Source organism: Amorphoplanes friuliensis DSM 7358, assembly GCF_000494755.1.
Lineage (GTDB): Bacteria > Actinomycetota > Actinomycetes > Mycobacteriales > Micromonosporaceae > Actinoplanes > Actinoplanes friuliensis.
On the sequence record NC_022657.1, the window covers coordinates 7,858,377 to 7,882,471 of the forward strand.

Here is a 24,095-nt window from a genome sequence, read left to right on the forward strand (position 1 = left end):
TCGTCGGACCGGCCGGCAAAGCCCGGATCAGTCGTCGTCGCCGTGTAGTCGTCGCCTCACGGAGAGCAGTTCGATCTCCGGCCGGCCGGCCACCTGGTGCTCGCACGTGTCGATCACCGCGCGGGCCTGGGACGGCTCGGCGGCCACGACCGCCACACCGATCTGAGCGCGGCCGTGGACGTCGTGATCGCCGACCTCGGCCACGCTGACCTCGTACTTCCGCAGCATCGCGATGATCGGCCGCAGATAGGAACGCTTCTGCTTGAGCGACCGCGAGTCGCTGGGCAGGAGCACGTCGAAGAGCGCAGATTCGATATACATCAGCGACGAGGGTACGCCCGCCGCGCGCACAGGTCAGCCGGGTTTCCGCGCCACCACGACGTCACGCTCGATGCCCTGGTCGACCCGGTGGCTCAGCTCCTCCTCGGCGACGACGGACAGCCCGTTGGCGACGAGGATGTCCTCGGCGAGCTCACGCTTGGCCACCTTGGTGTTCCAGGACAGGCCGAGGGCGCCGCCGGGGCGCAGCAGGGTCACCCACTGCGGCACGGCCCGCTCCAGCAGGTCCAGCGGGCGCCGGGACATGCCGCCCTCGTCCTCGTAACTGGCGTGCGCGATGCCGTACGGCAGGTCGGTCACGATCACGTCCATGCAGTTGCCACGGAGCAGACCGTCGAGCTGGGTGGTGTCGGCGTTGAGCATCGTCACCTTCTGGACCGCACCCGCCTTGTGGTCGTCCTTGCTGGCGGCGAGCGTGATCTCCATCCGGCGAGCGGCCCGGCGCCCCTGACGGCGTACCGGATTGAACTCGGCGGAGTGCTTGAGCCGTTTGCGCTTGAGCCAGGTCTGCAGGAACAGCTTGTACGCCTCCACGTCCTTGCCGTCGATCTCCACACCGATGGCGTCGTACCCGTACATGAGGGCCTGGTTGAGGGTCGTGCCCCGGCCCGCGAGGGGGTCACCGACGATGAGGCCGCCGTCGAGCATCTTCTTCGCGGAGGCGGACGCGAGCAGGGTGAGGTTGAGCAGCAACTTGGTGAACTGCTCGTTGGTCTTGCCGGCGTACTTCGGGATGGTGATCAGGTCGCTGTCGTAGCGGGCCAGCGGGGTCAGCTCGACCGGGCGCAGCAGGTCGTCGTCCACCCGCTCGAAAAGGGCGTAGGCGGCCGACATGTTCGACAGGAAGGCGACGTCGCGGGCCTGGAGGTCGGCGTCGAAGGTCAGGTACTCCACCCCGCCGATCCGCGCCGCGTCGACCTGCGACACCGGCCCCGACAGGACCGGCCGGAAGGCGGCCAGTTCCGCCCGGGAGAGACGGCCGGCCTGGTCGGCGTAGACACGGTTGGCGGAGGGCGCGAGCAGCAGGGCGTAGCGAGACATTCCAGTAGTAAAGACAACGGCCCCCGGCGCCTGAGCGCCGGGGGCCGTGTCAGCCGGGGTTGTTACGCCCGCGGCTTCTCACGCATCTCGAAGGTCTCGATCACGTCGCCGGGCTGCGGCGTGCCGAAACCGGCCAGGGTCAGACCACACTCGAAGCCCTCGCGGACCTCGGTGGCGTCGTCCTTGAACCGCTTCAGCGAGCTGATCGTGACGTTGTCCGCCACCACGGTGCCCTCGCGCAGGATGCGCGCCTTGGCGTTGCGGCGGATGAGACCCGAGCGGACCAGACAGCCGGCGATGAGACCGATCTTGGACGAGCGGAAGACCTCGCGGATCTCCGCGGTGCCCAGCTCGACCTCCTCGTACTCCGGCTTGAGCAGGCCCTTGAGTGCTGCCTCGATCTCCTCGATGGCCTGGTAGATCACGCTGTAGTAGCGGATCTCCACGCCGGCGCGGTCGGCCATCTCCTTGACCTTGTTGCTGGCCCGGACATTGAAGCCGATGATCGTGGCGGTCTGGTCCGAGGAAGCCGACGCCAGGTTGACGTCGCTCTCGGTGATCGCACCGACGCCGCGGTGGATGACCTTGAGCTGCACCTCGTCCGGAATCTCGATCTTGAACAGCGCGTCCTCGAGCGCCTCGACCGAACCCGAGCCGTCGCCCTTGAGCACCAGGGTGAGCGAGGTCTTCTCGCCCTCCTTGAGCTGCTCCATGAGCGTCTCGAGCGTGGCCTTGCCCTTCGAGTTCGCGAAGCTCGCCGCACGACGGCGTGCCTGCCGCTGCTCGGCGATCTGCCGGACCGTCCGGTCGTCCTCGGCCGCCAGGAACGTGTCGCCGGCGCCGGGCACCGACGTCAGACCCAGGACGAGGACCGGACGTGCCGGACCCGCCTCGGTGACCTGGTTGCCGTTCTCGTCGAGCATGGCGCGGACGCGACCGTGCGCGCCACCCGCCACGATCGAGTCGCCGGCCCGCAGCGTGCCCTTCTGGACCAGAACCGTGGCAACCGCGCCCCGGCCCTTGTCGAGGTGGGCCTCGACCGCGACACCCTGCGCCGGTCCGTCGATCGGAGCGGTGAGCTCCAGCGACGCGTCGGCGGTCAGGAGCACGGCCTCGAGCAGGTCGTCGATGCCGATACCGGGCTTGGCCGCGACGTTGACGAACATGGTGTCGCCGCCGTACTCCTCGGCGAGCAGGCCGTAGTCCGTCAGCTGCTGCCGGACCTTGTCCGGGTTGGCGTCGGGCTTGTCGACCTTGTTGACCGCGACCACGATCGGCACCTCGGCCGCCTTGGCGTGGTTCAACGCCTCGACCGTCTGCGGCATGACGCCGTCGTCGGCCGCGACCACCAGGATCACGATGTCCGTCACCTGGGCACCACGGGCACGCATGGCGGTGAACGCCTCGTGGCCCGGGGTGTCGATGAAGGTAATGGCGCGGTCTTCACCCTGGTGCGGGACGACGACCTGGTAGGCACCGATGTGCTGGGTGATGCCACCCGCCTCACCGGCGACCACGTTCGTCTTGCGGATCGCGTCGAGCAGCTTCGTCTTGCCGTGGTCGACGTGACCCATGACGGTCACGACCGGCGGACGAACGACCAGACGGTCCTCGGCCACCTCGGCGTCGAGGTCGATGTTGAACCGCGACAGGAGCTCGCGGTCCTCGTCCTCGGGGCTGACGATCTGGACGTCGAAGCCCAGGTGCTCGCCGAGCAGCAGCAACGTGTCGTCGGAACACGACTGCGTCGCCGTCACCATCTCGCCCAGGTTGAACATCTCCTGGACCAGCGAACCCGGGTTGGCGTTGATCTTGTCGGCGAAGTCGGAGAGGGACGCACCACGCGAGAGCCGGACCTCCTGGCCCGAACCGCGGGGAGCACCCGACGACATCTGCGGAGCCGACAGGTTGTCGAACTCTTGACGCCGCTGCTTCTTCGACTTGCGGCCTCGCGTCGGCCGGCCACCGGGACGGCCGAAGGCACCCGCGGCACCGCCGCCACGACCGCGACCGCCACCACCGGGACGACCGGGGGCACCGCCGACGGGACCGCCGCCACCGGGGCGGAAACCGCCACCGGCACCAGCACCGCCACCGGGACCACCGCGGTAGCCACCGCCGCCGGCGCCACCACCGGCGCCACCGCCGCGGTAACCGCCGCCACCGGCTCCGGCACCGCCACCGGGACGGAAACCGCCACCGGCACCGGGACCGCCGGGACGACCTGCGCCGCCACCGGGACCACCACGACCGCCACCAGGACCGCCGCGACCGCCACCGGGACCGGCGGGGCGCTGCGCGGGCATGGACGCGGGACTGGGCCGCGGCGGCATCGAGGCAGGGCTCGGCCGCGGGGGCATGCCTGCCTGGTTGGGACGCGGCATCCCCGCCGGGGTCGGCCGCTGGCCGCCGCCGGAGACACCGAACGGGTTGTTACCGGGACCGCGGGCCGGCGGGCGCGGCGAGCCGCCCGGGCCGGGACGGCCGGTAGTGGGCGCGCCCGGGGCTCCGGGACGCGTGGCCGCAGGTGAGCCTGGACGCGGCGGCACCGTGCCCGGGCCCGGGGGCCGGGGGCGCGTGGTGCCGTCGGCCGGAGGCTGCTGCGCCCGGCGCTCGGCATCCCGCGTACGGGCGGCCTGGGCAGCCTTGACGGCGGCCTCCTGCTCAGCCTTCAGCGCCGAGGCGCGTGCCTCGGCGGCCGCCACCTCGATGTCGTGGGCACTCGCCGGCTTGGCGACCGGACCGGGCACGGGGCCCGGACGGCCGGGAACCGTCGGCTTGGGCCGGGCCATCGGGCCGGGCGACGGAGCCGGGGTCGCGGGGGCGCTGGTGGGCGCTCCCGGAGCCGGGGCTGCGGCGGGCCGGCGCGGCGGCTGCGGCCGCGCGGTCGATGGAGTGGCTCGCGGGGCGCTGGGCGCGCTCGGGGCACTCGTCGCGGCAGCGGCGGGGGCCGCCGGAGCGCCACCGTCCTGTGCGTCGAGAGCACCACGAAGTCGCCGGGCCACCGGGGCCTCGACCGTGCTGGATGCGGATTTGACGAACTCGCCCATCTCCTTGAGCTTGGCGAGAACGGTCTTGCTGTCGACCCCGAGCTCTTTGGCGAGCTCGTGAACGCGGGCCTTGCCTGGCACTGCACTCCTCATCTCGAGGTCGTACGAGCAGCGCCCGCCGACCTCACTCGTGCACTAGAAGCCTGGTCATTTCAGGGACTTCATCGTGTGCTCATCTGGGTCGTCCTACCTTGCTGGACATGGATGGGGCACTTACCGCACCATCATCGGTTGTTCCGCGCGGCACGGAGACCGCGCGGATGTGCTCGGCAAGCAAGCCGGTGTCAGCAACACCGGTGAGACGCAGCGCACGCCCGAAGGCACGACGCCGCTCCGCCTGCGCGAAACAGGCCGGATCAGGATGCAGATGCGCTCCCCGACCCGGCAGTCGGCGGCTCGGATCGGGCTGGAGCCGGAGGTCACCCTCGGATCCGACCGCGACGAACCGCAGTAAATCGGAGGCCGGCACGCGTGAGCGACAGCCAACACAGGTGCGTGTCGGACCGGCCACCCCGAAGTCTACCCCCCGTACCCCGTGCTCGCGTATCCGGTCAGCTTCCGGTCTCGGCGGCATCCCGCTCCACGGCCGTGTCCGGTTCGTTGTCCGGGCGGATGTCGATGCGCCATCCGGTCAGCCGCGCGGCGAGCCGGGCGTTCTGTCCTTCACGCCCGATCGCCAGGGAGAGCTGGAAGTCCGGCACCGTCACCCGGGCGGTCCGCGTGGCGAGGTCGACGACCTCCACACGCAGTGCCTTGGCCGGTGAGAGGGCGTTACCGACGAACTGCGCCGCGTTCTCCGAGTAGTCGATGATGTCGATCTTCTCGCCGTGCAGCTCGCTCATCACCGCGCGGACCCGCTGACCCATCGGGCCGATGCAGGCGCCCTTGGCGTTGACACCCTGGACGCGCGAGTGCACCGCGATCTTCGTACGGTGACCTGCCTCACGCGCGATGGCGGCGATCTCCACCGTGCCGTCGGCGATCTCGGGCACCTCGAGGGCAAAAAGCTTCTTGACCAGCGCCGGGTGTGTCCGGGACAGGGTGATCTGCGGCCCGCGGAAGCCCTTGGCGACGTGCACCACGACGCAGCGGATCCGGGACCCGTGCTCGTAGGACTCCCCCGGCACCTGCTCGGACTGCGGCAGAACCGCCTCGAGCTTGCCCAGGTCGACGATCACGATGCCCTTCTCGGCCCGTGCTGCGTCGGCCTGCACGATGCCTGTGATCAGGTCACCGTCGCGGCCCGCATATTCCCCGAAGTGCACCTCGTCGGTGGCCTCGCGCAGCCGCTGCAGGATGACCTGCTTGGCGGTCATCGCGGCGATGCGGCCGAAGTCGTGCGGGGTGTCGTCCCACTCGCGCACCATCGTGCCGTCGGCGTCGAACTCCTGGGCGTAGACCTGGGCTGCGCCGTTCTTGCGGTCGATCTCCACACGGGCGTGACTCTCGGCCCCGTCCGTGTGCCTGTACGCGGTGAGCAGCGCCGTCTCGATCGCCGCGATGATCGTCTCGAACGGGATCTCCCGCTCGCGCTCCAGGGCGCGTAGCGCCGCGAGGTCGATGTTCACTTGTCCTCGCCCTCCCCATCCTCGTCGTCAGCTTCGTCTTCGTCCTCGTCGTCCCCGGCGTCGTCCTCCGACTCGTCCGGGAAGACGGCCTCGTCCAGTCGCTTGAACTCGATCTGGACCTTGCCGGGCCCGAGGCCGGCGTACGGGATCTCACTCGTCTTGCCGTCGACGTCCAGCACGATGCCGGTCTCGTCGGCGGCGGTGACGCGGCCGGTCAGCGAGCGGCCCGCGACGGTGACCGTCACCAGCCTGCTCACGTTGCGCCGCCAGTGCCGGGGCAGGGTCAGCGGCCGGTCGACACCGGGCGAGCCGACTTCCAGCTGGTATTCGCCCGCCAGCACCTCGCCCTGGCTCTCGTCGGCCGTGTCGAGCGCGTCGGAGATCGCCCGGGAGACCACGGCGACGTCGTCGAGGCTGATGCCGCCGTCGGCGTCGACCAGCACCCGGACCACGTGCCGCCGGCCCGCGCGGGACAACGTGACGTCCTCGAGGTCGAAACCCTCGGCGACGACGACCGGCTCGATCACCGCGCGGACGCGTGATCTCGCGGCCACGAGGTCGATGCGGGGGGCGGCAGGCGCCTGCGTCTCCGGGACGGCATCGCGGCTGCGACCGCCACCCTGGCGGTTGGCCGGCCGGGCACCGCCGCGACCACGCTGCGTCATGGGGCCCAACCCTTCTTCTCGAATGCGGCGCGGCAGATGCTCCGCGCGCCGAACGCCGGGAACACCGGCGGACCACCGGGCGAAAAATCCCCGGCGGCTGACGCAGAGCGTAACGCGCCGCCGGGGATGCCCGGCCGCCGCCGCTCCGAATCGGCGCCCGGCGCAGGTCAGCGACGCCCGCGCCGGACCTCGCGCGGATGGTGTTGACTGACCGCGTGAAAAGACGTCAGCTGATCGGTGCGGCGGCCGGCACCGCGCTGAGCGCAACGACGCTGGCGGGTTGCGGTCTCTTCGACGACGATCCGGAGCCCGCCCCGCAGCCCGACGCGTTGCAGCCGGTCCTGGATGAAGCGGTGCGGCTCGCCGCGGCGTACGACCGGGTGGCGCTCGCCCAGCCCGGCCTGGCCGGACGACTCACACCGCTGGCCGACGACCACCGCGCACACGTCGCCGAGCTGTCCCGGGTGATCGGTGCAGCGGTGCCGTCGGGTGCGCCCGCGTCGAGTGCGCCGAGTGGTGACGCGGCCGACTCCGTGGCGTCGCTCCGCAAGGCCGAGCAGGCGGCGCAGAAGACTGCGGCCGCGCTGTGCCGGACGGCTCCGGCGGCGCGGGCGGGGCTCGTGGGCTCGATCGCGGCCGCACGTGCCGCCCATGCGGAGGCTTTGCGATGAGTGTGCAGCTCGCGGCGGCGCTGTCGGCCGAGGAAGCCGCCATCTACGCGTACGGGTCGCTCGGGGTGAAGCTGACCGGTGAGGGTGACCGGACCGAGGCCCGGGCCGCCGAGGCCACGCACCGCGCCCGCCGCGACGTGCTGGTCAGCCGCCTGTCCGCGCTGAAGGCCAGCACCGCACCCGCGCCGGCGGGCTACGACCTGCCGTTCGAGGTGACCGACCGGGCGAGCGCGCTGAAGCTGGCCATCCAGGTCGAGGACGGCGTCGCCCAGGCGTGGCGGTCGGTGCTGCCGGCCAGCGAGGGCCCGGACCGGGCGACCGCGCTGAACGCATTGACCGACGCCGCGGTCCGCGCAACGCGCTGGCGGCGTCTCGGGGAGGTCACACCCGTGACGATGCCCTGGCCGGGACGCGCCTGAGGGCACAGAATGACGCAGTGTCGCAGGACGAGTACGACCTGGCCAACCCCCGCTGGTACCTCGCCACCCGATTGCGTGACGTGATCCTGCGCCGCTGGTCGGCCGAGGTACGCGCCATCGGTGTGCACGGTTCGCTGGCGCACGGCGACGACTCCGACAGCAGTGATCTCAATCTGCACGTGGTCACGTACAGGGCCCAGGCGGGACCGCGTGCGGCCCTGCGCCGGGTCGACGGCATCCTGGTCGATCTCAGTGTCGGCACCGCGGACGACGGCCTGCGCCGGGCGACGGAGCTGACGGCGCGGTGGCCGCTGGAGGCGGACCGCTATCTGACGACGCGTGATCTCTTCGACCCGCAGGGCTGGTTCGGCAGTCAGCGCGACGCCCACCTGGGCAAGCTGGCCGAGACCCGGCCGGGTGAATTCAGCGGGCTGGCCCGGCGCAACTGGTGTGTGGCCTCGGCCGCGCACGCGCGGGCGGTCCGGCTCGCCGAGTGGTACGAGACCGATGCCGCCCTGGTCCTGCTGGCCGAGGCGCGGCTGCACGCGGCGATGGTCACCGGTCTGCTGAGCCGCACCTATTTCCGCAACCGTGCCGACGCGGTCAAACGCACCGGGCTGGCCGGGGCCGACATGACCGAGCTGGGCGCGGTCCTGAAGTCGCAGGCCGAGGACCTGACCGCCCGGGGGAAGCCGGTGGACGGTCCTCTGAGCGCGATCTTCGAGTGAGCGTCAGGAGACGCCCACGCCGATGAGCGCTCCGACCACATAGGTCGCGCCGGCGGCCGCCGCCCCGAGCAGCAGCTGGAACAGCCCGCTGCGCCACCAGGCGCGCCCGGTGAAACGCGCGACCAGCGCACCGGCGGCAAAAAGACCCACCCCACCGACCATCAGCGCGGCGAGCAGGCTGTCGGAACCCAGCAGGTACGTCAGCAGTGGCACCACGGCGCCGAGCGCAAAACACACGAACGACGACGATGCGGCAATCCAAGGGCTGGGCAACTCGTCCGGGACGACACCCAGCTCCTCCTGCGCGTGCACGCGCAGCGCCTGCTCCGGGTGCATCTTGAGCACGTCGGCCACCTGGCGGGCGAGCGGCTCGGGCAGTCCCCGGGCGGTCCACAGGCCGACCAGCTCGTCGGCCTCGCCGTCCGGGTTGACCCGCAGCTCGTGCAGCTCCTTGCCCAGCTCGGCCGCGATCTGGTCGTTCTGGGTGCGGACGCTTGTCCACTCGCCGAGACCCATCGAGATCGCCCCGGCGACCAGACCGGCGACCCCGGTGAGGATCAGCGTGTGGCGGCCGACGCCACCACCACCGACACCCGCGATCAGGGCGATGTTGGTCACCAGGCCGTCCATCGCACCGAAGGTGGCCGCGCGCAGCCAGCCGCCGGAGACGTCCGCGTGATGCTCCGGGGACGTCACGGAAGGGTCAGGATCTCCGACCCCTCCTCCGTCACCACCAGCGTGTGCTCGAACTGCGCCGTCCACTTGCGGTCCTTGGTGACGACCGTCCAGCCGTCGCCCCACATCTCGTACTCGTGGGTGCCGAGGGTGATCATCGGCTCGATGGTGAAGGTCATGCCGACCTCCATCACCAGGTCGAGCCGCGGGTTGTCGTAGTGCGGGATGTAGAGCCCGCTGTGGAACGTCTCGCCGATGCCGTGACCGGTGAAGTCGCGGACCACGCCGTACCCGAACCGGCGCGCGTAGGCCTCGATGACCCGGCCGATGGCGTTGATCTGCCGGCCGGGCGCCACGGCCCGGATGCCGCGCATCATCGCCTCGTGCGTGCGCTCGACCAGCAGCCGCGCCTCGTCGCTGACATCGCCGACGCAGAACGTCGCGTCGGTGTCACCGTGCACACCGTCGAGGAACGCCGTCACGTCGACGTTGATGATGTCGCCGTCCTCGAGCACCGTGGTGTCGGGGATGCCGTGGCAGATGACCTCGTTGAGCGACGTGCAGCACGACTTGGGGAAGCCCTTGTAACCCAGCGTCGACGGGTAGGCGCCGTGGTCGCAGAGGAACTCGTGGACCACCCGGTCGATCTCGTCGGTGGTCACCCCGGGCTTGCAGTGCTCCCCGGCGAGCTGGGTGGCCTGGGCGGCGAGCCGACCGGCGACGCGCATCTTCTCGATGGTCTCGGGCGTCTGCACGTGAGAGCCGCGCCACTCCTTCGGACGCTTCTTCCCGACGTACTCGGGGCGGGTGATCTGCGGTGGCACCGCCCGCCACGGTGACTGTTTTCCCGGAACGAGAGGGGCACGAACGGTCATCGGCCCAGCCTATCGCCGAGGTTTCGCAAGACCCCGGCGGTGTGACGGGCGATAACAGGTCGGTTGACCCCGATGCACCGGTTCTTGCCGCCTCCGGGCCCCTGTGTAATCGTGTCAGCGTGGATCAAGATGCCGCCGGGACGGACTTCTCGGCCAGCGCCTCGGTAGAGGGCAACCGTGCCACCGTCGTGGTCACCGGTGAGGTCGACATGTCCACGGCCGACGCGATGTACCGCGCCGCGGCCGGAGACACCGCCGGCGCCGATGGTGTCACCCTCGACCTGCGCGGGGTCACGTTCTTCGACTCGGCGGCGATCCAGGCGCTCGTCCGCCTGGCCGAGCACTTCACCGGACGACTCGAGGTCGTCCCGTCGGCCCAGGTGCACCGGGTGCTCGACATCGCCGGTCTGACCGGTCAGCCCTGGCTGCTCAAGCGCGACTGATCGGACGTCGCAGGGTCACCGCTGTCCCGGCCTCGGACCGCGCCACGGACAGCTCCGAGAGGGCCCCGATCAGCGCGAGCCCGCGGCCCCGGAAACCGGCACCGGTGGACGGGCGCCAGCTCCCGGTGTCCCGGACCGTCGCCAGCACCGCCTCGTCGTCGAGCGACACCTCCACCGTGATCGTCGGCTCGGCCGGTTCGACCGGGTGCTCGATCGCGTTGGCCGCCGCCTCGGAGACGGCCACCGTCAGGTCGAAGATGTCGTTCTCGGGCACGTCGTGCGCGGTCAGGAAGTCCTCGAGGCGGCGCCGCAGCACACTGAGCCGGGTCGGGTCGGCGGGCAGCCGCAGCACGAACTCCCGCGGCTCGGTGGCCTGCAGGGCGAGCAGCGCGATGTCGTCGCGACGGGTCTGCTGCGCGGCCTTGGCCAGCAGGGTGTCGAGCAGGTCCTCGACGTGGTCGTTCGGTTTGCCCAGGTCGGCGCGCACCTCGGCCAGCCCCGTGTCGATGCCCTTGCGCCTGTCCTCGATCAGCCCGTCGGTGTAGAGCAGCAGCCGCTGCCCCGGCGTCAGCTGCGACTCGCGGGTCGGATAGACGCTCTCGCTCAGCGCACCGATCGGCGGTCCGAGGGCACTGGAGTAGAGCAAGTCGCCCTCCTCGCCCGGCGATGCCACGATCGGTGACGGATGCCCGGCCGAGGAGAAGAAGAGCTGCCCGGTACGCGGGTCGAAACGGACGCAGACGACCGTGGCGAACTGACGCCGGCCGAGGTTGTCGACGAGCCGGTTGAGCCGGGTCAGCGCCTCACCGCAGTCGAAACCCTCCAGGATGTACGCCCGCAGCGCGTTCCGGAGCTGTCCCATCCCGGCGGCAGCCTGGACACCCTTGCCGACCACGTCCCCGATGACCAGGACGAGCTGACCCCCGGGGGCGACGATGGCGTCGTACCAGTCGCCGCCGACCTCGGCCTCGCTGCTGCCCGGCAGGTAGCGGCTGGCCACGATCGCACCCGGCACCCGCGGGAGCGTCTGCGGCAGCAGGCTGTGCTGCAGGGTGCTGGCGATGCGGTGCTCGGCCTCGTAGAGCCGGGCGTTCTCGAGGCGCAGGCCGATGAGCCGGGCCAGCTGGGTCAGGAACCCGACCTCGGGGGGCCCGTCCTCGCCCGCCCAGACGCGAAGCTCGCCGAGCGGCGCGCCGGAGGTGTCCGGCAGGGGCAGCACGGCGTCGGGGGCAGCCGAGTCGGCCGCACCTCCGTCGACCTCGGCCCGGGCTCCGGGTGTGGTCACGACCACCCGGCCCGCCGAGGTCATCGCCCGCACGTGCCGGGCGGCGACATCGAGCACCTCGGCCGTGGTGCGGACGGTGTTGACCGCGGCGGCCGCGTCGACCAGACCCCGCAGCCGGCTGACGATCTGCCGGCGGAGCTGACCGAGCTCGAGGTTGGCCCGCACCCGGGCGGACAGGTCCCGCGCCGAGAACGGCTTGACCAGATAGTCGTCCGCGCCCGCCGACAGGCCTTCGACCGAGGCCTCCTCGCCGGCGCGGGCCGAGAGCACCACGATCGGGACGTCCCGCGTGCGCTCGTCCGACCGCAAGGCCTTGATCAGCCCGAAACCGTCCAGCCGCGGCATCATCACGTCGGTCAGGACCAGGTCGAACTGCTCCTCCAGCGCCCGGTCCAGCGCCTCCTGACCGTCCACCACGGCCGTGACGTCCCAGTACGGCCGCAGCAGCCGGGCGACATGGTCACGCAGGTCGGCGTTGTCGTCCGCGAGCAGCACCCGGCCGCGGCGCGCCTCCTGGACCTCACCCGGCGCGACCTGGGCCGGAGTGGTCTCGCCGAGCCACCAGTGCGCCTCCTCGACGTAGAGGCGGGTCTGGTCGTCGGGCAGCGCCGTGGTGGCCTCGTCGACGATCCGGTCGGCGGGCAGATGCGCGGTGCCCATCGGGATCGAGACGGTGAAGGTCGTTCCGACACCCACCTCGCTCTGCGCCGTCGCCGTGCCACCGTGCAGCTCGGTCAGCTCGCGGACCAGGGCCAGCCCGATGCCCGTACCCTCGTGGCTGCGTGACCAGGCACCGGTGACCCGGTGGAAACGGTCGAAGAGCAACCGCTGCTCGTCGGCAGAGACGCCGACACCGGTGTCGCTGACCTCGAGCACCGCCGAGCCGTGCCGTTCGCCGATCCGGACGGTGATCCGGCCGGTGGGGGTGAACTTCACCGCGTTGGAGAGCAGGTTGAAGACGACCTTCTCCCACATCTCGCGGTCGATGTACACCGGCGCGGACAGGGGCGGGCAGTCGACGACGAGTTGCAGGCCGGCCCGCTCGGCCGCCGACCGGAAGGTGCTGGCCAGCCGGGCGGAGTAGTCGGCCAGGTCGGTCGGGCGGTAGGCGGCCTGGAGCCGCCCGGACTCGAGCCGGGAGAAGTCGAGCACGGTGTTGACCAGCTTGAGCAGGCGCAGGCCGTTGCGGTGCATCGGCAGGAGGCGTTCGCGCTGGTCGTCGCCGAGACCCGGCGACGCGAGCAGCTCCTCCAGGGGGCCCAGGATCAGCGTCAGCGGGGTCCGGAACTCGTGACTGACGTTGGAGAAGAAGTTGGTCTTCGCGGTGTCCAGCGCGGCCAGCTCGGCGGCCCGGCGGCGTTCCTGCTCGTAGGCCCGCAGGTTGGCCACGGCACGGGAGATCTGGGCGATGACCAGGTCCAGGAAGTCGCGGTAACCCCGGTCCATCGCCAGGACCCGGCTGACCCCGATGACGAGCACACCGACGGCGCTGGTGCCTCCGCCGACGGGCAGCACGAGCACCTCGTCGGCGGCCGAGGACGGTGGCGGGTGGGCTGCCTCCGTGACCGGAAGACTGCCGGCGCTGTCCGTGCGCATGACCGTCTCGATGACCTGCCGGGCCTCGGCGGAGAGCGGCCAGCAGGCGTCCAGGGCCAGGCCACAGGCACCCGCCGGCGTCAGCACGTCGCCGTCGGCCGGGTCGTCCAGGTAGAGGGCGGCGAACGGCACGTCCGCCTCGTTCTCCCCGAGGACCTGCGCGACCTGGGTGCCCAGCGCGGCCTGATCGGGCGAGTCGGCCAGGCGGGATCCGAGAGCGCTCAGCGTACGGACACGGCGGTCGGCCAGCACGCGTCCGGTGGTGTCGCTGACGATGCAGAACACCCCGCCGACACTGCCGTCGACGAGCCGGATCGGGTCGTAGGAGACGTCGAAGTAGGTCTCCTCGAGAAAGCCGAAACGCTCGAGCATGAACGGGTGGTCGGTGGCGTAGAACGACTCGTCACGGGCGACGACGTCGTCGAACAGCTCCTGCAGCAGCGACCACGTCTCGGCCCACATCTCCCGGCCCGGGCGCCCCAGATGATCGGGATGCTTGCTGCCCATCGTCGGGATGTACGCGTCGTTGTAGAGCGCGCAGAAGTCCGGACCCCAGAAGACGACGATCTGCGCCTTGGAGGCGAGCATCGTGTAGACGGCATTGGCCAGCTCCGGTGGCCACCCGGCGGGCTCACCGAGCGGCGTCGCGGCCCAGTCCAGCTCGAGCATGCGGCGACCCATCTCGCCACCACGCTCGAAGGCCGTCCGCAGCCGTTCCGGCAGGGCGCCGTCCGGCCTCGCCCGCATGCGTTCCTCCAGCAGATGCTTCACCCGACAAGTCCTGGCACGGTAACACCGACCCCGGGCCCTTAGCCTTCAGCGGGTGACGACGACCGGGCTCGAGCGAGCGCTGAACGAATCATCCCTGCGGCCGTTGCCGGCGACCGCGGCAGAGCTGCTGCGTGAGGTGGGGGCGCCGCCCCGGCTCGGTGCGCATCTGCGGGCCGTGCACGACGTGGCGTGGTCGCTGACGGACAACCTCGGGCGTCGGCGGCCGGATCTGGAGTTCGACACCACCGCTGTGCTGTTCGGGGCGGCGACGCACGACATCGGCAAGGTGGTGCATGTGCGCGAGCTCTCGGCGCCTGGTCACGCCCATGAGGAGGCCGGGCGCGACCTGCTGCTGCGCTACGGCATACCGGCTCATCTTGCGCGGTTCGCCGGCAGTCACGGGTCGTGGGGGGCGGACGCCCCGCTCGACGATCTCCTGGTCAGCCTGGCGGACAAGGTGTGGAAAGCAGCCCGGGTGGAGGACCTGGAGCAGCACGTGGCGACGTACCTGGGTGGTGCGCCCTGGCAGGCGTTCATGGAGCTCGACGACCTGCTCCAGGAACTGGCCGCCGGCGCGGACGAACGGCTGGCGTTCCAGGCTTCCTACCCGATCGTGGGGTGAGGTCAGGCGGCCAGGGCGGTGCGGCCCAGACCCGAACGCTCGGCGGCGGCCTCGACCAGCGCCGCGAAAACGCGCAGGTCGCCGGTGCGTTCGGGGTGCCACTGCACGCCGAGAGTGAAGTACCGGTCGGGATCCTCGATGATCTCCACCACGCGGTCCTCCGGGCACCAGCCGGACACGGTGAAGCTGCCCGGGTCGTCGACGGCCTGGTGGTGGAACGAGTTGACGGTCAGGCGGGGGCCGAGCAGCCCGCGGGCGGCCGTGCCCTGCTTGAGCACCACGTCGTGACGGCCGAAGTCCGAGGAGTCCGCGGCCAGCGGGTCGGTGCCCGGCGCCGCGCGGTGACGTTCGTGGCCGATCAGATCGGGCAGGTGCTGGTGCAGCGAACCGCCGGTGGCCACGGCCATCACCTGCAGGCCGCGGCACACACCCAGCACGGGCAGGTCGGCGTCGAGGGCGGCGCGCATCAGCAGCAGCTCGGAGGCGTCGCGGACGGGGTCCGAGCTGGTCGCCGGGTGCGGCTCCGCGCCCCAGTTGCCCGGGTCGACGTCACCGCCACCGGCGAAGACGATGCCGTCGAGCGATTCGAGCACGTCCGTACCGGGGTCGTCGGGGGTGATCAGGACGGCACGCCCGCCGGTGGCGTGCACGGCTTTCACGTAGGACATCGGCAGCATGCCGACCAGCTGGTCGTTGCTTCCGTACTTGACCTGCTCGGCATAGGCGGTCAGTCCGATCAAGGGCCTGCGCATATTCCTCCTTCGTCCTCAGAACCTGCGTATCGGCGGCGGGCGGGGATCCCTTAGGCCGCCGCGGCGGTCACCAGGGCACCGAAGAGCCGTTTGTCGCGTGTCACTTCGGGGTGCCACTGCACGCCCAGAACAAACTTGTGGGACGGATCCTCCACGGCTTCGGGGAGCCCGTCCTCGGCCCGGCCGGTGACAACGAGGGTGCCCGGATCGTCGACCGCCTGGTGGTGGAAGCAGTGCACCCGGGTGTCGTCGCCCATCAGCGCGGCGATGCGGCTGCCCTCGGTGAACCTTGCCTCGTGCTTGCCGTAGACGCCGGGCGCGGGGCGGTGCCGGTCGTGCCCGACAACATCCGGAAGGTGCTGGTGGAGCGTTCCACCGGCCGCCACGGTCAGCACCTGCATCCCCCGGCAGACACCGAGGATCGGCAGGTCACGGGCCAGGGCGGCCCGGGTGAGCCGCATCTCCGCGACGTCCCGCTCCGGCCTGGTGACCGTCTTCGGGCCGGCTTCGGCACCGTAGAGCGCCGGGCCGAGGTCGGACCCGCCACTGAGCACGAGGCCGTCGAGCACCCGCAGGATGTCGGGGTCGAGATCGTCGTGCGGGATCAGGACGGCCTGCCCACCGGCGGCGGAAACGGCGGCGACGTAGTCGTGCGGCACCAGCGTCGTGGGCAATTCGTGCCAGACGCCCCAGGTGGCGGGTTCCACATAGGTGGTGATGCCGATGACCGGTCGCATCTTTCCCACGGTAACCACATCGTGCCGCAGATCAACTCGCCCGAGCGGGTGGTTGTGACAGGGGTGCGCGGCGCCTGCCCGAAAGCTGACGCCGCGCCCCGGACCCTCGGATCCGCCCGTGCAGCGATTGCAGCGTGTACGAGCGGAGATTCGGCCCCTGCGCCCAGCGTGAACTGGGCGTAGAAGAAGCCTGCCCGACCTCGGCGCACCTTAAACAATTACAGCGGTGTCACATACGCACCGGTGATGCCACCGTCCACGACGAACTGCGACGCGGTCATGAAAGACGCGTCGTCGCTGGCCAGGAAAGCCACTGCCGCGGCGATCTCCGCCGGCTCCGCAAACCGCCCCATCGGTACGTGAACCAGGCGCCGGGCAGCCCGCTCGGGGTCCTTGGCGAACAGCTCCATCAGCAGCGGAGTCGCCACCGGACCGGGACACAACGCGTTGATCCGGATGCCCTCGCGTGCGAACTGCACACCCAGCTCCCGGGTCATCGCGAGCACCCCGCCCTTGCTGGCCGTGTACGCGATCTGTGACGTCGCCGCACCGAGCAGCGCAACGAACGACGCGGTGTTGATGATCGAGCCCTTGCCCTGCCGTTGCATGTGCGGGATCGCGTACTTGCAGCAGAAGAAGACGCTCGTGGTGTTGACCCGCAGCACCCGCTCCCACGCGTCCAGACCGGTGACCAGGATCGAGTCGTCGTCCGGGGGCGAGATGCCGGCGTTGTTGAAGGCGATGTCGACCCGCCCGTGCCGCTCGGCCACACCGTCGAAGAGTGCCTTGACCGCCTCCTCGTCGCTGACGTCACAGGCGACGAACTCGCCGCCCACCTCCTCGGCCACGGCCTGACCGGCGTCCGCCGAGATGTCGACACAGACGACCTTGGCACCCTCGGCGGCGAACCGCCGTGCGGTGGCCAGGCCGATGCCGCTCCCGGCGCCGGTGATGACGGCGACCCGATCCTGCAAACGCTCCACAGATGACCTCTCAGCTGTCCGTCGCGATGAACACGTTCTTGACGTCGGTGAACGACAGCAGCGCGTCCGGGCCCAGCTCACGGCCGAGACCGGACTGCTTCATGCCACCGAACGGCGTCCAGTACCGCACCGACGAGTGCGAGTTGACGCTGAGGTTGCCGGTCTCGACGCCGCGGGAGACGCGCAGGGCCCGGCCCAGGTCACGCGTCCAGATCGAGCCGGAGAGGCCGTACTCGGTGTCGTTCGCGAGACGGACCGCGTCGGCCTCGTCGTGGAACGGCAGCACCGACACGACCGGCCCGAAGACCTCTTCCCGCCAGTGCGCGTCGTCGGCGGAGTGGGCCAGGAGCACGGTCGGCGGGAACCACCAGCCGTCACCCTTCGGCGCCTCACCGGCAAAGGCCACCTCGGCCCCACCCGTGTACGACGCGACCTTCTCCCGATGCGCGGCGGAGATCAGCGGGCCCATCTCGGCGGTGTCCAGGCTCGGATCCTGCACCCGGAACGCCTTGACGGCCGGCTCCAGCAGCGAGAGGAAACGCTCGTAGACGGTGTCCTGGACCAGCAGCCGCGACCGCGCACAGCAGTCCTGACCGGCGTTGTCGAACACTCCGGCCGGTGCGGCGGCGGCTGCGCGTTCCAGGTCGGCGTCGGCAAAAACGATGTTGGCGCTCTTGCCGCCGAGCTCGAGCGTCACGCGTTTCACCTGGTCGGCGCAGCCGGCCATGATGGACTTCCCGACCGGTGTCGACCCGGTGAAACACACCTTGCGGACGGCCGGATGGGTGACAAAACGCTGCCCGACGACACTGCCCTTGCCGGGGATCACGGTGAAGACGCCCTCGGGCAGGCCCGCCTCCAGCGCCAGCTCACCGAGCCGGATCGCGGTCAGCGGGGTCAGCTCGGCCGGCTTGAGCACCACCGTGTTGCCCGCGGCCAGGGCCGGAGCGAAGCCCCAGCCCGCGATGGGCATCGGGAAGTTCCACGGCACGATGATGCCGACCACACCGAGCGGCTCGTGGAAGGTGACGTCGAGGCCACCGGCCACCGGGATCTGCCGCCCGGACAGCCGCTCGGGGGCACCCGCGTAGAAGTCGAGCACGTCGCGGACGTTGCCCGCCTCCCAGCGGGCGTTCCCGATGGTGTGCCCGGAGTTGCGGACCTCGAGGCCGGCGAGCTCCTCGATGTGGTCGCCGACCACCGCGGCGAAGCGCCGCAGCAGCCGGGCCCGGTCGCCCGGAGCCACCTGCCGCCAGCTCTCGAAGGCCCGCTGGGCCCGTTCGATCGCGGCGTCCGTCTCGGCCAGGCCGTTCGACGGCACGGTCCCGAGCACGGTCCCGGTCGCCGGATTGATCACGTCAGTGCTGTCCACCCGCCACCTCCCCGATGATCATCACACGCGCCGGGTCACAGGCGTTCGAATCCGCGGCGCAGCTCCCAGTCCGTGACCGCCGCGTCGAACGCCGCGACCTCGACCTTGGCCATGTTCGCGTAGTGCGCGACCACGTCGTCACCGAAGGCGGCGGCCGCGACGGGGCTGAGCTCCCACAACTCGAGGGCGTCCCGCAGCGCCCCGGGCACCCGCGGCGCGGTCGCGTCCTCGTAGGCGTTGCCGCGGAACTCGTCCTCGAGCTCCAGCTCGTTCTCCAGCCCGTGCACCGCGCCCGCGACGAGGGCGGCGATCGCCAGGTACGGGTTCACGTCGCCACCCGGCACCCGGTTCTCCACCCGCATGCCCTGACCGTGCCCGGCCATCCGCAGCGCGCAGGTGCGGTTGTCGACACCCCAGCGCAACGCCGTCGGCGCGAACGACCCCGGCTGGTAGCGCTTGTACGAGTTGATGTTTGGCGCGAAGAGCAGACTGAACTCGCGCATCGTGGCCAGCAGGCCCGCCGTGACCCGCTGCCCGACCTCGCTGAGGTGCGCCGGGCCGTCGCCGAGCATCGCCGACGTGCCGTCCTCCTTGCGCAGCGAGAAGTGGATGTGACAGGAGTTGCCCTCGCGCTCGTTCGGCTTGGCCATGAAGCTCAGCGCCATGCCCTCCTGAGCCGCGATCTCCTTGGCGCCGTTCTTGTAGATCACGTGGTTGTCGGCGCAGGTCAGCGCGTCGGCGTACCGGAAGGCGATCTCGTGCTGGCCGAAGTTGCACTCGCCCTTGGCACTCTCCGGGATCAGCCCGGCGCCGTACATGTCGTTGCGGATGCGGCGCAGCAGCGGCTCGACCCGCGCGGTCCCCAGGAGCGAATAGTCCACGTTGTACTGATTTGCCGGTGTCAGATCACGGTAGTTCTTCGTCCACGCCTGCTCGTACGTGTCCTGGTAGAGCACAAACTCCAGCTCGGTGCCCGCAAAAGCCGTCAGCCCGTACGCGGAGAGCCGGTCGAGTTGCTTGCGCAGGATCTGGCGGGGTGAGGCATAAACGGCCTCGCCGTCGGTGGTCTCCAGGTCCGCGAGGACCATGGCCGTGCCGGGCTGCCAGGGCACCGGTCGCAGTGTGGCGAAGTCGGGCTTCATCACGAAGTCGCCGTAACCGCTGTTCCACGACGACATCGCATAACCGTCGACGGTGTTCATGTCGACGTCGACCGCGAGCAGATAGTTGCAGCCCTCACTGCCGCCCCGCGCGACCTCGTCCATGAAAAAACGGCCGTGGAGCCGTTTGCCCTGGAGCCGGCCCTGCATGTCGGTGAGCGCCAGCAGGACGGTGTCGATCGTGCCGTTGTCGACGGCGACGTCCAGATCTTCGAGATCCATCCGGTTCCCCTCCAGGGATGTTGGGGCCGGGCAGCTGCCCGGCCCCGCCTCTAATAGATCACTCCCCGGTCGGCATCGTCTGCTCTCCGTGCGCGGCTTTTTCGATCAGGTTCTGCTTCGGGCCGGTGAACCACTTCCGGGCGCTGGCGAACCACCAGATCGTGGCGGCGCCGACCACGACCACCACGGCCACGATCGTGTAGTTGAACGTCGCGGCGGTGATCGGACTGGCCGTCGGCAGGACGAACAGCACGCAGATGATGACCACCCAGACGATCGCGATCCAGCCGACGGGCGCGCTCCACTTGCCGAGGTTCCACGGACCGGGCTGGAAGTCGGGGCTCAGCCGCCGCAGTAGCACCGGCCCGACATAGGCGATGTAGAGGCCGATGACCGCGATGGAGGTCGCCGCGAGGTAGGCGGTCGTGTTCCACAGCGACGGCAGCACCAGCAGCGTGGAGATGGTCACGCACAGCCAGATCGAGTTCGTGGGCGTACCCGTGCGGGGGTTGACCTTCTTCCACAGCCGCGAACCGGGCAGCGCGCCGTCACGGGAGAAGGCGTAGGCCATCCGCGAGTTCGCCGTGACCGAGGCCATGCCGCAGAACCACTGGGCGACCATGCAGATGAAGAGCAGGAACGTGCCCGTGTTGTGCCCGACGGCGTCGATGAAGATCTGCGCCGGCGGCAGGCCGAGCTCCGTGGTCCGCTGCGCCTCGTAGTCCTGAATGGACCACGTGATGGCCACGAGCAGGACAAAACCGGCGATGACCGAGACCACGACCGACATGACGATGCCCCGCGGAGCCGCCCGCGCGGCGTCGTGGGTCTCCTCCGCCACGTGCGCGGAGGCGTCATAACCGGTGTACGTGTACTGCGCCATCAACAGACCGATGAGCACCGCGTAGGCGCCCGCACCGGCAAAGGTGAACCCGGTCTCGTTGTGAACCTCGGTGAACACCTCGGAAATCGGCTTGTGCTGATCCGGGATCACGGTCAGCAGCACCACGATGATCGCGACACCGATCAGATGCCACCAGGCGCTCACATCGGACAGCAACCGCACCAGGCTCACACCGAACGTGTTCAGCAGCCCGTGCGCGATGATGATGACCAGGAAAATCAGGAACGTCCGCCCGGTCGTGACCTCCATGTCGAAGGTCAGACTCAGGAACGCCGACGTCGTGATGGCCGCACCGAAGTCGATCGCGGCGGTGACAGCAACCTCGCCGAGGAAGTTGAACCACCCGACGAACCACGCCCACGCGGCCTTGTTGTTCTTGGCCAATGCGGCAGCCCACCAGTAGAGCGCACCCGCGGTCGGATAGGCCGAACAGACCTCCGCCATCGCAAGCGCCACAAAAGTGACCATGATGCCGACAAACAACCACCCCAAGGTGATGGCTATCGGCCCACCCGCGGTCATGGCGATGCCGTACGACGTGATCGCGCCGGCCAGAATGGAAATGATCGAGAAGGAGACCGCGAAGTTGGAGAAGCCGGACAGTCGGCGATGCAATTCCTGCTGATAGCCGAGCTGCGCAAGCCGTTCTTCGTCGGTGCTGGGGGCAGGGTCAACACTCATGGCGACTCCCTGTACCGAAGGGCAGTTGTGACCTGGGCCACCGCTGTTCGGTGATGATCTACCCGGAGTGTTACGGCCGTCAATGAGCCAAGTTAATTGCGTTGCCGGGCGCGGAACGGAACCCGCACACTCGTACACATGTCAGGGCATCGGATCGCCTCGCTGCGGTCCTCTTCGCAGCCGGTTCGCCGGCAGCTGATGCTTGCGCGGGTTGGCCTTGCGCGGGTTGGCCTTGCGCGGCTGGTTTTTTTGCAGCGGCTCTGACGCAGCCTGGGTCCTCGGCAGACCCGGTCGGGAGCCTCCGGCTCCCAACCCTGCGACGACGCGGGGCGCGGTCACCTCTCTCTCGACGCAGCATCGCGCTGCGCCACGCGCCCGCCCCGCGTCGTCGCCCCATTCGCCCTAAAAATCTACAGCGGCGACTCTAGAAATCTGTTGGTGACCGGCCTAACATCGTTGAGGTCGGCGACGCACAGCCGGCACGCAACTGGCCAGCACGCCGAGTTTGGTTAAGGAGGACGAGATACCGCAGCAACGCGAACTCGCAACGTCCCCGACCCGACAAGAGGTGATCGCAGCCGATGCCCATCACTCAGGCGATCCGCTAGCGGCACGCAGGCGGATCGACCGCGCCGACGACGGTCGGCCACAGAATTGAACAGCCAAGGCCCCGGTAACCCGCCGGGGCCTTGGACCATGTCCGGACCACCACACCCTTGGAACAGGACATGAGCACCGCATTCGACAACGCCGACTTCCCGGCGTACACCATGGGCCGCGCCGCCGACATGATCGGCGTGACACCGGCCTTCCTGCGCAGCCTCGGCACGGCGGGCCTGATCGAGCCCGAACGTTCGCTCGGCGGCCACCGCCGTTACTCCCGCCACCAGCTCCAGCTGGCCACCCGCGTCCGCCAACTCCTCGACGACGGCATCCTGCTGACCGCAGCGTGCCGCATCGTGATGCTCGAGGACCGGCTCGCGGCTGCCCACCGCCACATCCTCGCGCTTGGCGGCACGCTCACGGCTGAAGATCTCGCTGATCTCCCGACGCAGACGCACCCGGACATCGCAACGACGCACTACTACCCGTCGCCCCGCCCGGACCGCTCCCCCTCAGCCCCCTGACGCCGGTCCAGCCGCCCTCTTCGCCTACAGCAGCGCCCCACCCAAGGCCACCCCGCGCTCTGCGCGAGAACCCAGCGCGACCATGCCCACCCCACGCGCGAACCTCCAGCGCCTCAGCACAACCCTCCAGCGCCTCAGCGCGACCTAAGACCGATTTCAGCGCGACCATCCCGGCCCAGCTCCACGACGCTCATCCGACCCAATTCGGCCTCGCTCGTCCGGCCCCGGCCTAATGCGACGCCCCGCTCAAGGCTCACCTCGGCACGGCTCCCGCACCACCTCGGCGCGGTCTCGGCGGCCACCCCAAAGGGTCTTAGTAGCCACCTCCACGCGGTCCCGCCAAACACCCTCCGCCCAGCCCCGACAGCCACCCCGGCGCGGTCCCGGCAGCCACCTCCGCCCGGCCCCCACAGCCACCTCGGCGCGGTCCCGACAGCCACCCCGGCGCGGTCCCGGCAGCCACCTCCGCCCGGCCCCCACAGCCACCTCGGCGCGGTCCCGGCAGCCACCTCGGCGCCACCCTTCGGCCAGCTTTGAGCCCAATTCGGCACCACCCTCAGGGCGCTGTGGTGCTGGCTTCCAGGCCGACGGCGGTGAGGCTCGATTGCCAGAGGCGGCGGGCTCGGTCGGCGTTGGTTGAGCGGCCGGTTGCGCCAAACGGGCGCTTCCAGGCGAAATAGCCGCCCGGAACCAGAGCCTCGTCGGCGTCGGCCAGCCAGAGCAGTGTCTCTGCGCCCTGCTCGGCCGAGCGGAAGAGGCCCGGGGCCAGCTTGGCCAGCGAGAACATCGGGCTGCGCCGCCCGAAACGGCTGCGGATCAGCCCCGGGAAGAAGCAGGTCGGGACCACCCCGTACTGGGTCCAGCGGCGCGCCGCCTCCACGGTGAAGAGGACGTTGGCCTGCTTGCTGGCGCCGTACGCGAGCCAGCGGCTGACCTGTCGCCGGCCGGGACGCGCCACGTCGAGCGTGCCCCAGGCCTCGGCCGCGGAGGACGTCGTGATGATCCGGGCCGGTGCGGTGGTGGTCGCTCCGGCGAGCAGGCGCTCGAAGAGCAGGTGGGTCAGCAGGAACCCCGCGAGGTGGTTGACCTGCATGGTCGGGTCGAGCCCGTCGGCGGTGAGCCGGCGGGCCGGCGCAAGCTGCCCCGCGTTGTTGACGAGCACAGCGATCCGCTCGTGGTCGGCCACCAGCTTCGCACCCGCCTCACGCACCTCGTCGAGCACCGCAAAGTCAGCGCGGTAGGCCGCCGGTGTCCGCCCGCCTGCCTCGCGAACCGCGTCGACCGCATGCTGCAAGCGGCCGGGGTCACGGCCGAGCAGCACCACCTCGTCACCGGCACGCGCCAGCGCCACCGCCGCGGCCAGCCCGATCCCCGAGCTGCCACCCGTCACCACCACAGTCCGCTCCACC

22 protein-coding genes are annotated in these 24,095 nt (G+C 70.4%); 6 read left to right on the forward strand and 16 right to left on the reverse strand.

Annotated features, from left to right (window positions below):
- Positions 1 to 27: 27 nt before the first annotated feature.
- The 6 genes from AFR_RS36145 to rimP all read right to left on the reverse strand — a co-directional run bounded on the left by AFR_RS36145 (position 28) and on the right by rimP (position 6,663).
- Positions 28 to 321: a DUF503 domain-containing protein gene (locus AFR_RS36145; RefSeq protein ID WP_023561785.1), complete on the reverse strand. Its 294-nt coding sequence runs from the start codon at positions 319 to 321 to the stop codon at positions 28 to 30.
- A 33-nt stretch (positions 322 to 354) separates the two neighbouring features.
- The gene (locus AFR_RS36150; RefSeq protein WP_023561786.1) at positions 355 to 1,380 is read right to left on the reverse strand and encodes a TRM11 family SAM-dependent methyltransferase; all 1,026 of its coding nucleotides are present in this window, start codon (positions 1,378 to 1,380) and stop codon (positions 355 to 357) included.
- A 62-nt stretch (positions 1,381 to 1,442) separates the two neighbouring features.
- Positions 1,443 to 4,511, reverse strand: a complete 3,069-nt coding sequence (gene infB / locus AFR_RS36155) for a translation initiation factor IF-2 (RefSeq protein WP_023561787.1) — start codon at positions 4,509 to 4,511, stop codon at positions 1,443 to 1,445.
- A 91-nt stretch (positions 4,512 to 4,602) separates the two neighbouring features.
- On the reverse strand, positions 4,603 to 5,004 hold the full coding sequence (locus AFR_RS45565; protein ID WP_084298249.1) for a YlxR family protein: 402 nt from the start codon (positions 5,002 to 5,004) through the stop codon (positions 4,603 to 4,605).
- Positions 4,982 to 5,998 (reverse strand): transcription termination factor NusA, encoded by a 1,017-nt coding sequence (nusA, locus tag AFR_RS36165; RefSeq protein ID WP_023561789.1) that lies wholly within the window; start codon positions 5,996 to 5,998, stop codon positions 4,982 to 4,984. The genes AFR_RS45565 and nusA overlap by 23 nt, the downstream gene beginning before the upstream one ends.
- Positions 5,995 to 6,663, reverse strand: coding sequence for a ribosome maturation factor RimP (gene rimP, locus AFR_RS36170; protein ID WP_023561790.1), 669 nt, complete (start codon positions 6,661 to 6,663; stop codon positions 5,995 to 5,997). Before rimP ends, nusA begins: the two co-directional genes overlap by 4 nt.
- Before the next feature lie 215 nt (positions 6,664 to 6,878).
- Between rimP and AFR_RS36175 the strand changes: the two genes are divergently transcribed.
- Genes AFR_RS36175 through AFR_RS36185 form a run of 3 tightly spaced genes read left to right on the forward strand, consistent with a single transcriptional unit; the run spans position 6,879 to position 8,481 of the window.
- On the forward strand, positions 6,879 to 7,334 hold the full coding sequence (locus AFR_RS36175) for a hypothetical protein (protein WP_023561791.1): 456 nt from the start codon (positions 6,879 to 6,881) through the stop codon (positions 7,332 to 7,334).
- A complete protein-coding gene (locus AFR_RS36180; RefSeq protein WP_023561792.1) occupies positions 7,331 to 7,753 on the forward strand; it encodes a ferritin-like domain-containing protein in 423 nt (140 codons plus the stop codon). Before AFR_RS36175 ends, AFR_RS36180 begins: the two co-directional genes overlap by 4 nt.
- A gap of 17 nt (positions 7,754 to 7,770) precedes the next feature.
- Complete coding sequence (locus tag AFR_RS36185) at positions 7,771 to 8,481, forward strand: nucleotidyltransferase family protein (RefSeq protein WP_023561793.1); 711 nt, start codon at positions 7,771 to 7,773, stop codon at positions 8,479 to 8,481.
- 3 nt (positions 8,482 to 8,484) lie between these two features.
- On the opposite strand, the gene AFR_RS36190 is transcribed toward AFR_RS36185, so the two are convergent.
- Together AFR_RS36190 and map are read right to left on the reverse strand one after the other, a co-directional pair.
- A complete protein-coding gene (locus AFR_RS36190; protein ID WP_148308339.1) occupies positions 8,485 to 9,111 on the reverse strand; it encodes a VIT1/CCC1 transporter family protein in 627 nt (208 codons plus the stop codon).
- A 62-nt stretch (positions 9,112 to 9,173) separates the two neighbouring features.
- Positions 9,174 to 10,031: a type I methionyl aminopeptidase gene (gene map / locus AFR_RS36195; protein ID WP_023561795.1), complete on the reverse strand. Its 858-nt coding sequence runs from the start codon at positions 10,029 to 10,031 to the stop codon at positions 9,174 to 9,176.
- A gap of 119 nt (positions 10,032 to 10,150) precedes the next feature.
- Here map and AFR_RS36200 point away from each other — a divergent pair, with 119 nt between their 5' ends.
- Positions 10,151 to 10,474 carry an STAS domain-containing protein gene (locus tag AFR_RS36200; RefSeq protein WP_023561796.1) on the forward strand — a complete coding sequence of 108 codons (324 nt, stop codon included), beginning with the start codon at positions 10,151 to 10,153 and terminating at the stop codon, positions 10,472 to 10,474.
- On the opposite strand, the gene AFR_RS36205 is transcribed toward AFR_RS36200, so the two are convergent.
- A complete protein-coding gene (locus AFR_RS36205; protein ID WP_193786394.1) occupies positions 10,461 to 14,036 on the reverse strand; it encodes a SpoIIE family protein phosphatase in 3,576 nt (1,191 codons plus the stop codon). The two genes, AFR_RS36200 and AFR_RS36205, sit on opposite strands and share 14 nt — an antisense overlap.
- Positions 14,037 to 14,178: 142 nt before the next feature.
- Between AFR_RS36205 and AFR_RS36210 the strand changes: the two genes are divergently transcribed.
- The gene (locus AFR_RS36210) at positions 14,179 to 14,748 is read left to right on the forward strand and encodes an HD domain-containing protein (protein WP_023561798.1); all 570 of its coding nucleotides are present in this window, start codon (positions 14,179 to 14,181) and stop codon (positions 14,746 to 14,748) included.
- Positions 14,749 to 14,750: 2 nt separating this feature from the next.
- Here AFR_RS36210 and AFR_RS36215 read toward each other — a convergent pair whose 3' ends face one another.
- The 6 genes from AFR_RS36215 to AFR_RS36240 all read right to left on the reverse strand — a co-directional run bounded on the left by AFR_RS36215 (position 14,751) and on the right by AFR_RS36240 (position 21,559).
- Positions 14,751 to 15,500 (reverse strand): gamma-glutamyl-gamma-aminobutyrate hydrolase family protein, encoded by a 750-nt coding sequence (locus AFR_RS36215; RefSeq protein WP_041841401.1) that lies wholly within the window; start codon positions 15,498 to 15,500, stop codon positions 14,751 to 14,753.
- 50 nt (positions 15,501 to 15,550) lie between these two features.
- Positions 15,551 to 16,237 (reverse strand): gamma-glutamyl-gamma-aminobutyrate hydrolase family protein, encoded by a 687-nt coding sequence (locus tag AFR_RS36220; protein WP_041841402.1) that lies wholly within the window; start codon positions 16,235 to 16,237, stop codon positions 15,551 to 15,553.
- Positions 16,238 to 16,455: 218 nt separating this feature from the next.
- A complete protein-coding gene (locus AFR_RS36225) occupies positions 16,456 to 17,220 on the reverse strand; it encodes a 3-oxoacyl-ACP reductase (protein ID WP_023561801.1) in 765 nt (254 codons plus the stop codon).
- A 10-nt stretch (positions 17,221 to 17,230) separates the two neighbouring features.
- Entirely contained in the window at positions 17,231 to 18,592 is a 1,362-nt protein-coding gene (locus tag AFR_RS36230; protein ID WP_023561802.1) for an aldehyde dehydrogenase family protein, read from the reverse strand.
- A 35-nt stretch (positions 18,593 to 18,627) separates the two neighbouring features.
- Entirely contained in the window at positions 18,628 to 19,974 is a 1,347-nt protein-coding gene (locus AFR_RS36235) for a glutamine synthetase family protein (protein ID WP_023561803.1), read from the reverse strand.
- A 58-nt stretch (positions 19,975 to 20,032) separates the two neighbouring features.
- Positions 20,033 to 21,559: an amino acid permease gene (locus AFR_RS36240; protein ID WP_023561804.1), complete on the reverse strand. Its 1,527-nt coding sequence runs from the start codon at positions 21,557 to 21,559 to the stop codon at positions 20,033 to 20,035.
- 728 nt (positions 21,560 to 22,287) lie between these two features.
- Here AFR_RS36240 and AFR_RS36245 point away from each other — a divergent pair.
- Complete coding sequence (locus AFR_RS36245; RefSeq protein WP_023561805.1) at positions 22,288 to 22,686, forward strand: MerR family transcriptional regulator; 399 nt, start codon at positions 22,288 to 22,290, stop codon at positions 22,684 to 22,686.
- A 556-nt stretch (positions 22,687 to 23,242) separates the two neighbouring features.
- Here the strand turns inward: AFR_RS36245 and AFR_RS36250 are convergent.
- Positions 23,243 to 24,082 (reverse strand): SDR family NAD(P)-dependent oxidoreductase, encoded by an 840-nt coding sequence (locus AFR_RS36250; RefSeq protein WP_023561806.1) that lies wholly within the window; start codon positions 24,080 to 24,082, stop codon positions 23,243 to 23,245.
- Between the last annotated feature and the right edge of the window lie 13 nt (positions 24,083 to 24,095).

Coding starts and splice junctions, on each gene's coding strand:
- AFR_RS36215 (WP_041841401.1), bottom strand. CDS start 15,500: ATGCGCAGGCCCTTGATCGGACTGACCGCCTATGCCGAGCAGGTCAAG.
- AFR_RS36150 (WP_023561786.1), bottom strand. CDS start 1,380: ATGTCTCGCTACGCCCTGCTGCTCGCGCCCTCCGCCAACCGTGTCTAC.
- AFR_RS36240 (WP_023561804.1), bottom strand. CDS start 21,559: ATGAGTGTTGACCCTGCCCCCAGCACCGACGAAGAACGGCTTGCGCAG.
- AFR_RS36145 (WP_023561785.1), bottom strand. CDS start 321: ATGTATATCGAATCTGCGCTCTTCGACGTGCTCCTGCCCAGCGACTCG.
- AFR_RS36220 (WP_041841402.1), bottom strand. CDS start 16,237: ATGCGACCGGTCATCGGCATCACCACCTATGTGGAACCCGCCACCTGG.
- map (WP_023561795.1), bottom strand. CDS start 10,031: ATGACCGTTCGTGCCCCTCTCGTTCCGGGAAAACAGTCACCGTGGCGG.
- AFR_RS36190 (WP_148308339.1), bottom strand. CDS start 9,111: ATGGACGGCCTGGTGACCAACATCGCCCTGATCGCGGGTGTCGGTGGT.
- rimP (WP_023561790.1), bottom strand. CDS start 6,663: ATGACGCAGCGTGGTCGCGGCGGTGCCCGGCCGGCCAACCGCCAGGGT.
- AFR_RS36235 (WP_023561803.1), bottom strand. CDS start 19,974: ATGGATCTCGAAGATCTGGACGTCGCCGTCGACAACGGCACGATCGAC.
- AFR_RS36245 (WP_023561805.1), top strand. CDS start 22,288: ATGAGCACCGCATTCGACAACGCCGACTTCCCGGCGTACACCATGGGC.
- AFR_RS45565 (WP_084298249.1), bottom strand. CDS start 5,004: ATGCCGCCGAGACCGGAAGCTGACCGGATACGCGAGCACGGGGTACGG.
- AFR_RS36205 (WP_193786394.1), bottom strand. CDS start 14,036: ATGGGTCGCCGCATGCTCGAGCTGGACTGGGCCGCGACGCCGCTCGGT.
- AFR_RS36180 (WP_023561792.1), top strand. CDS start 7,331: ATGAGTGTGCAGCTCGCGGCGGCGCTGTCGGCCGAGGAAGCCGCCATC.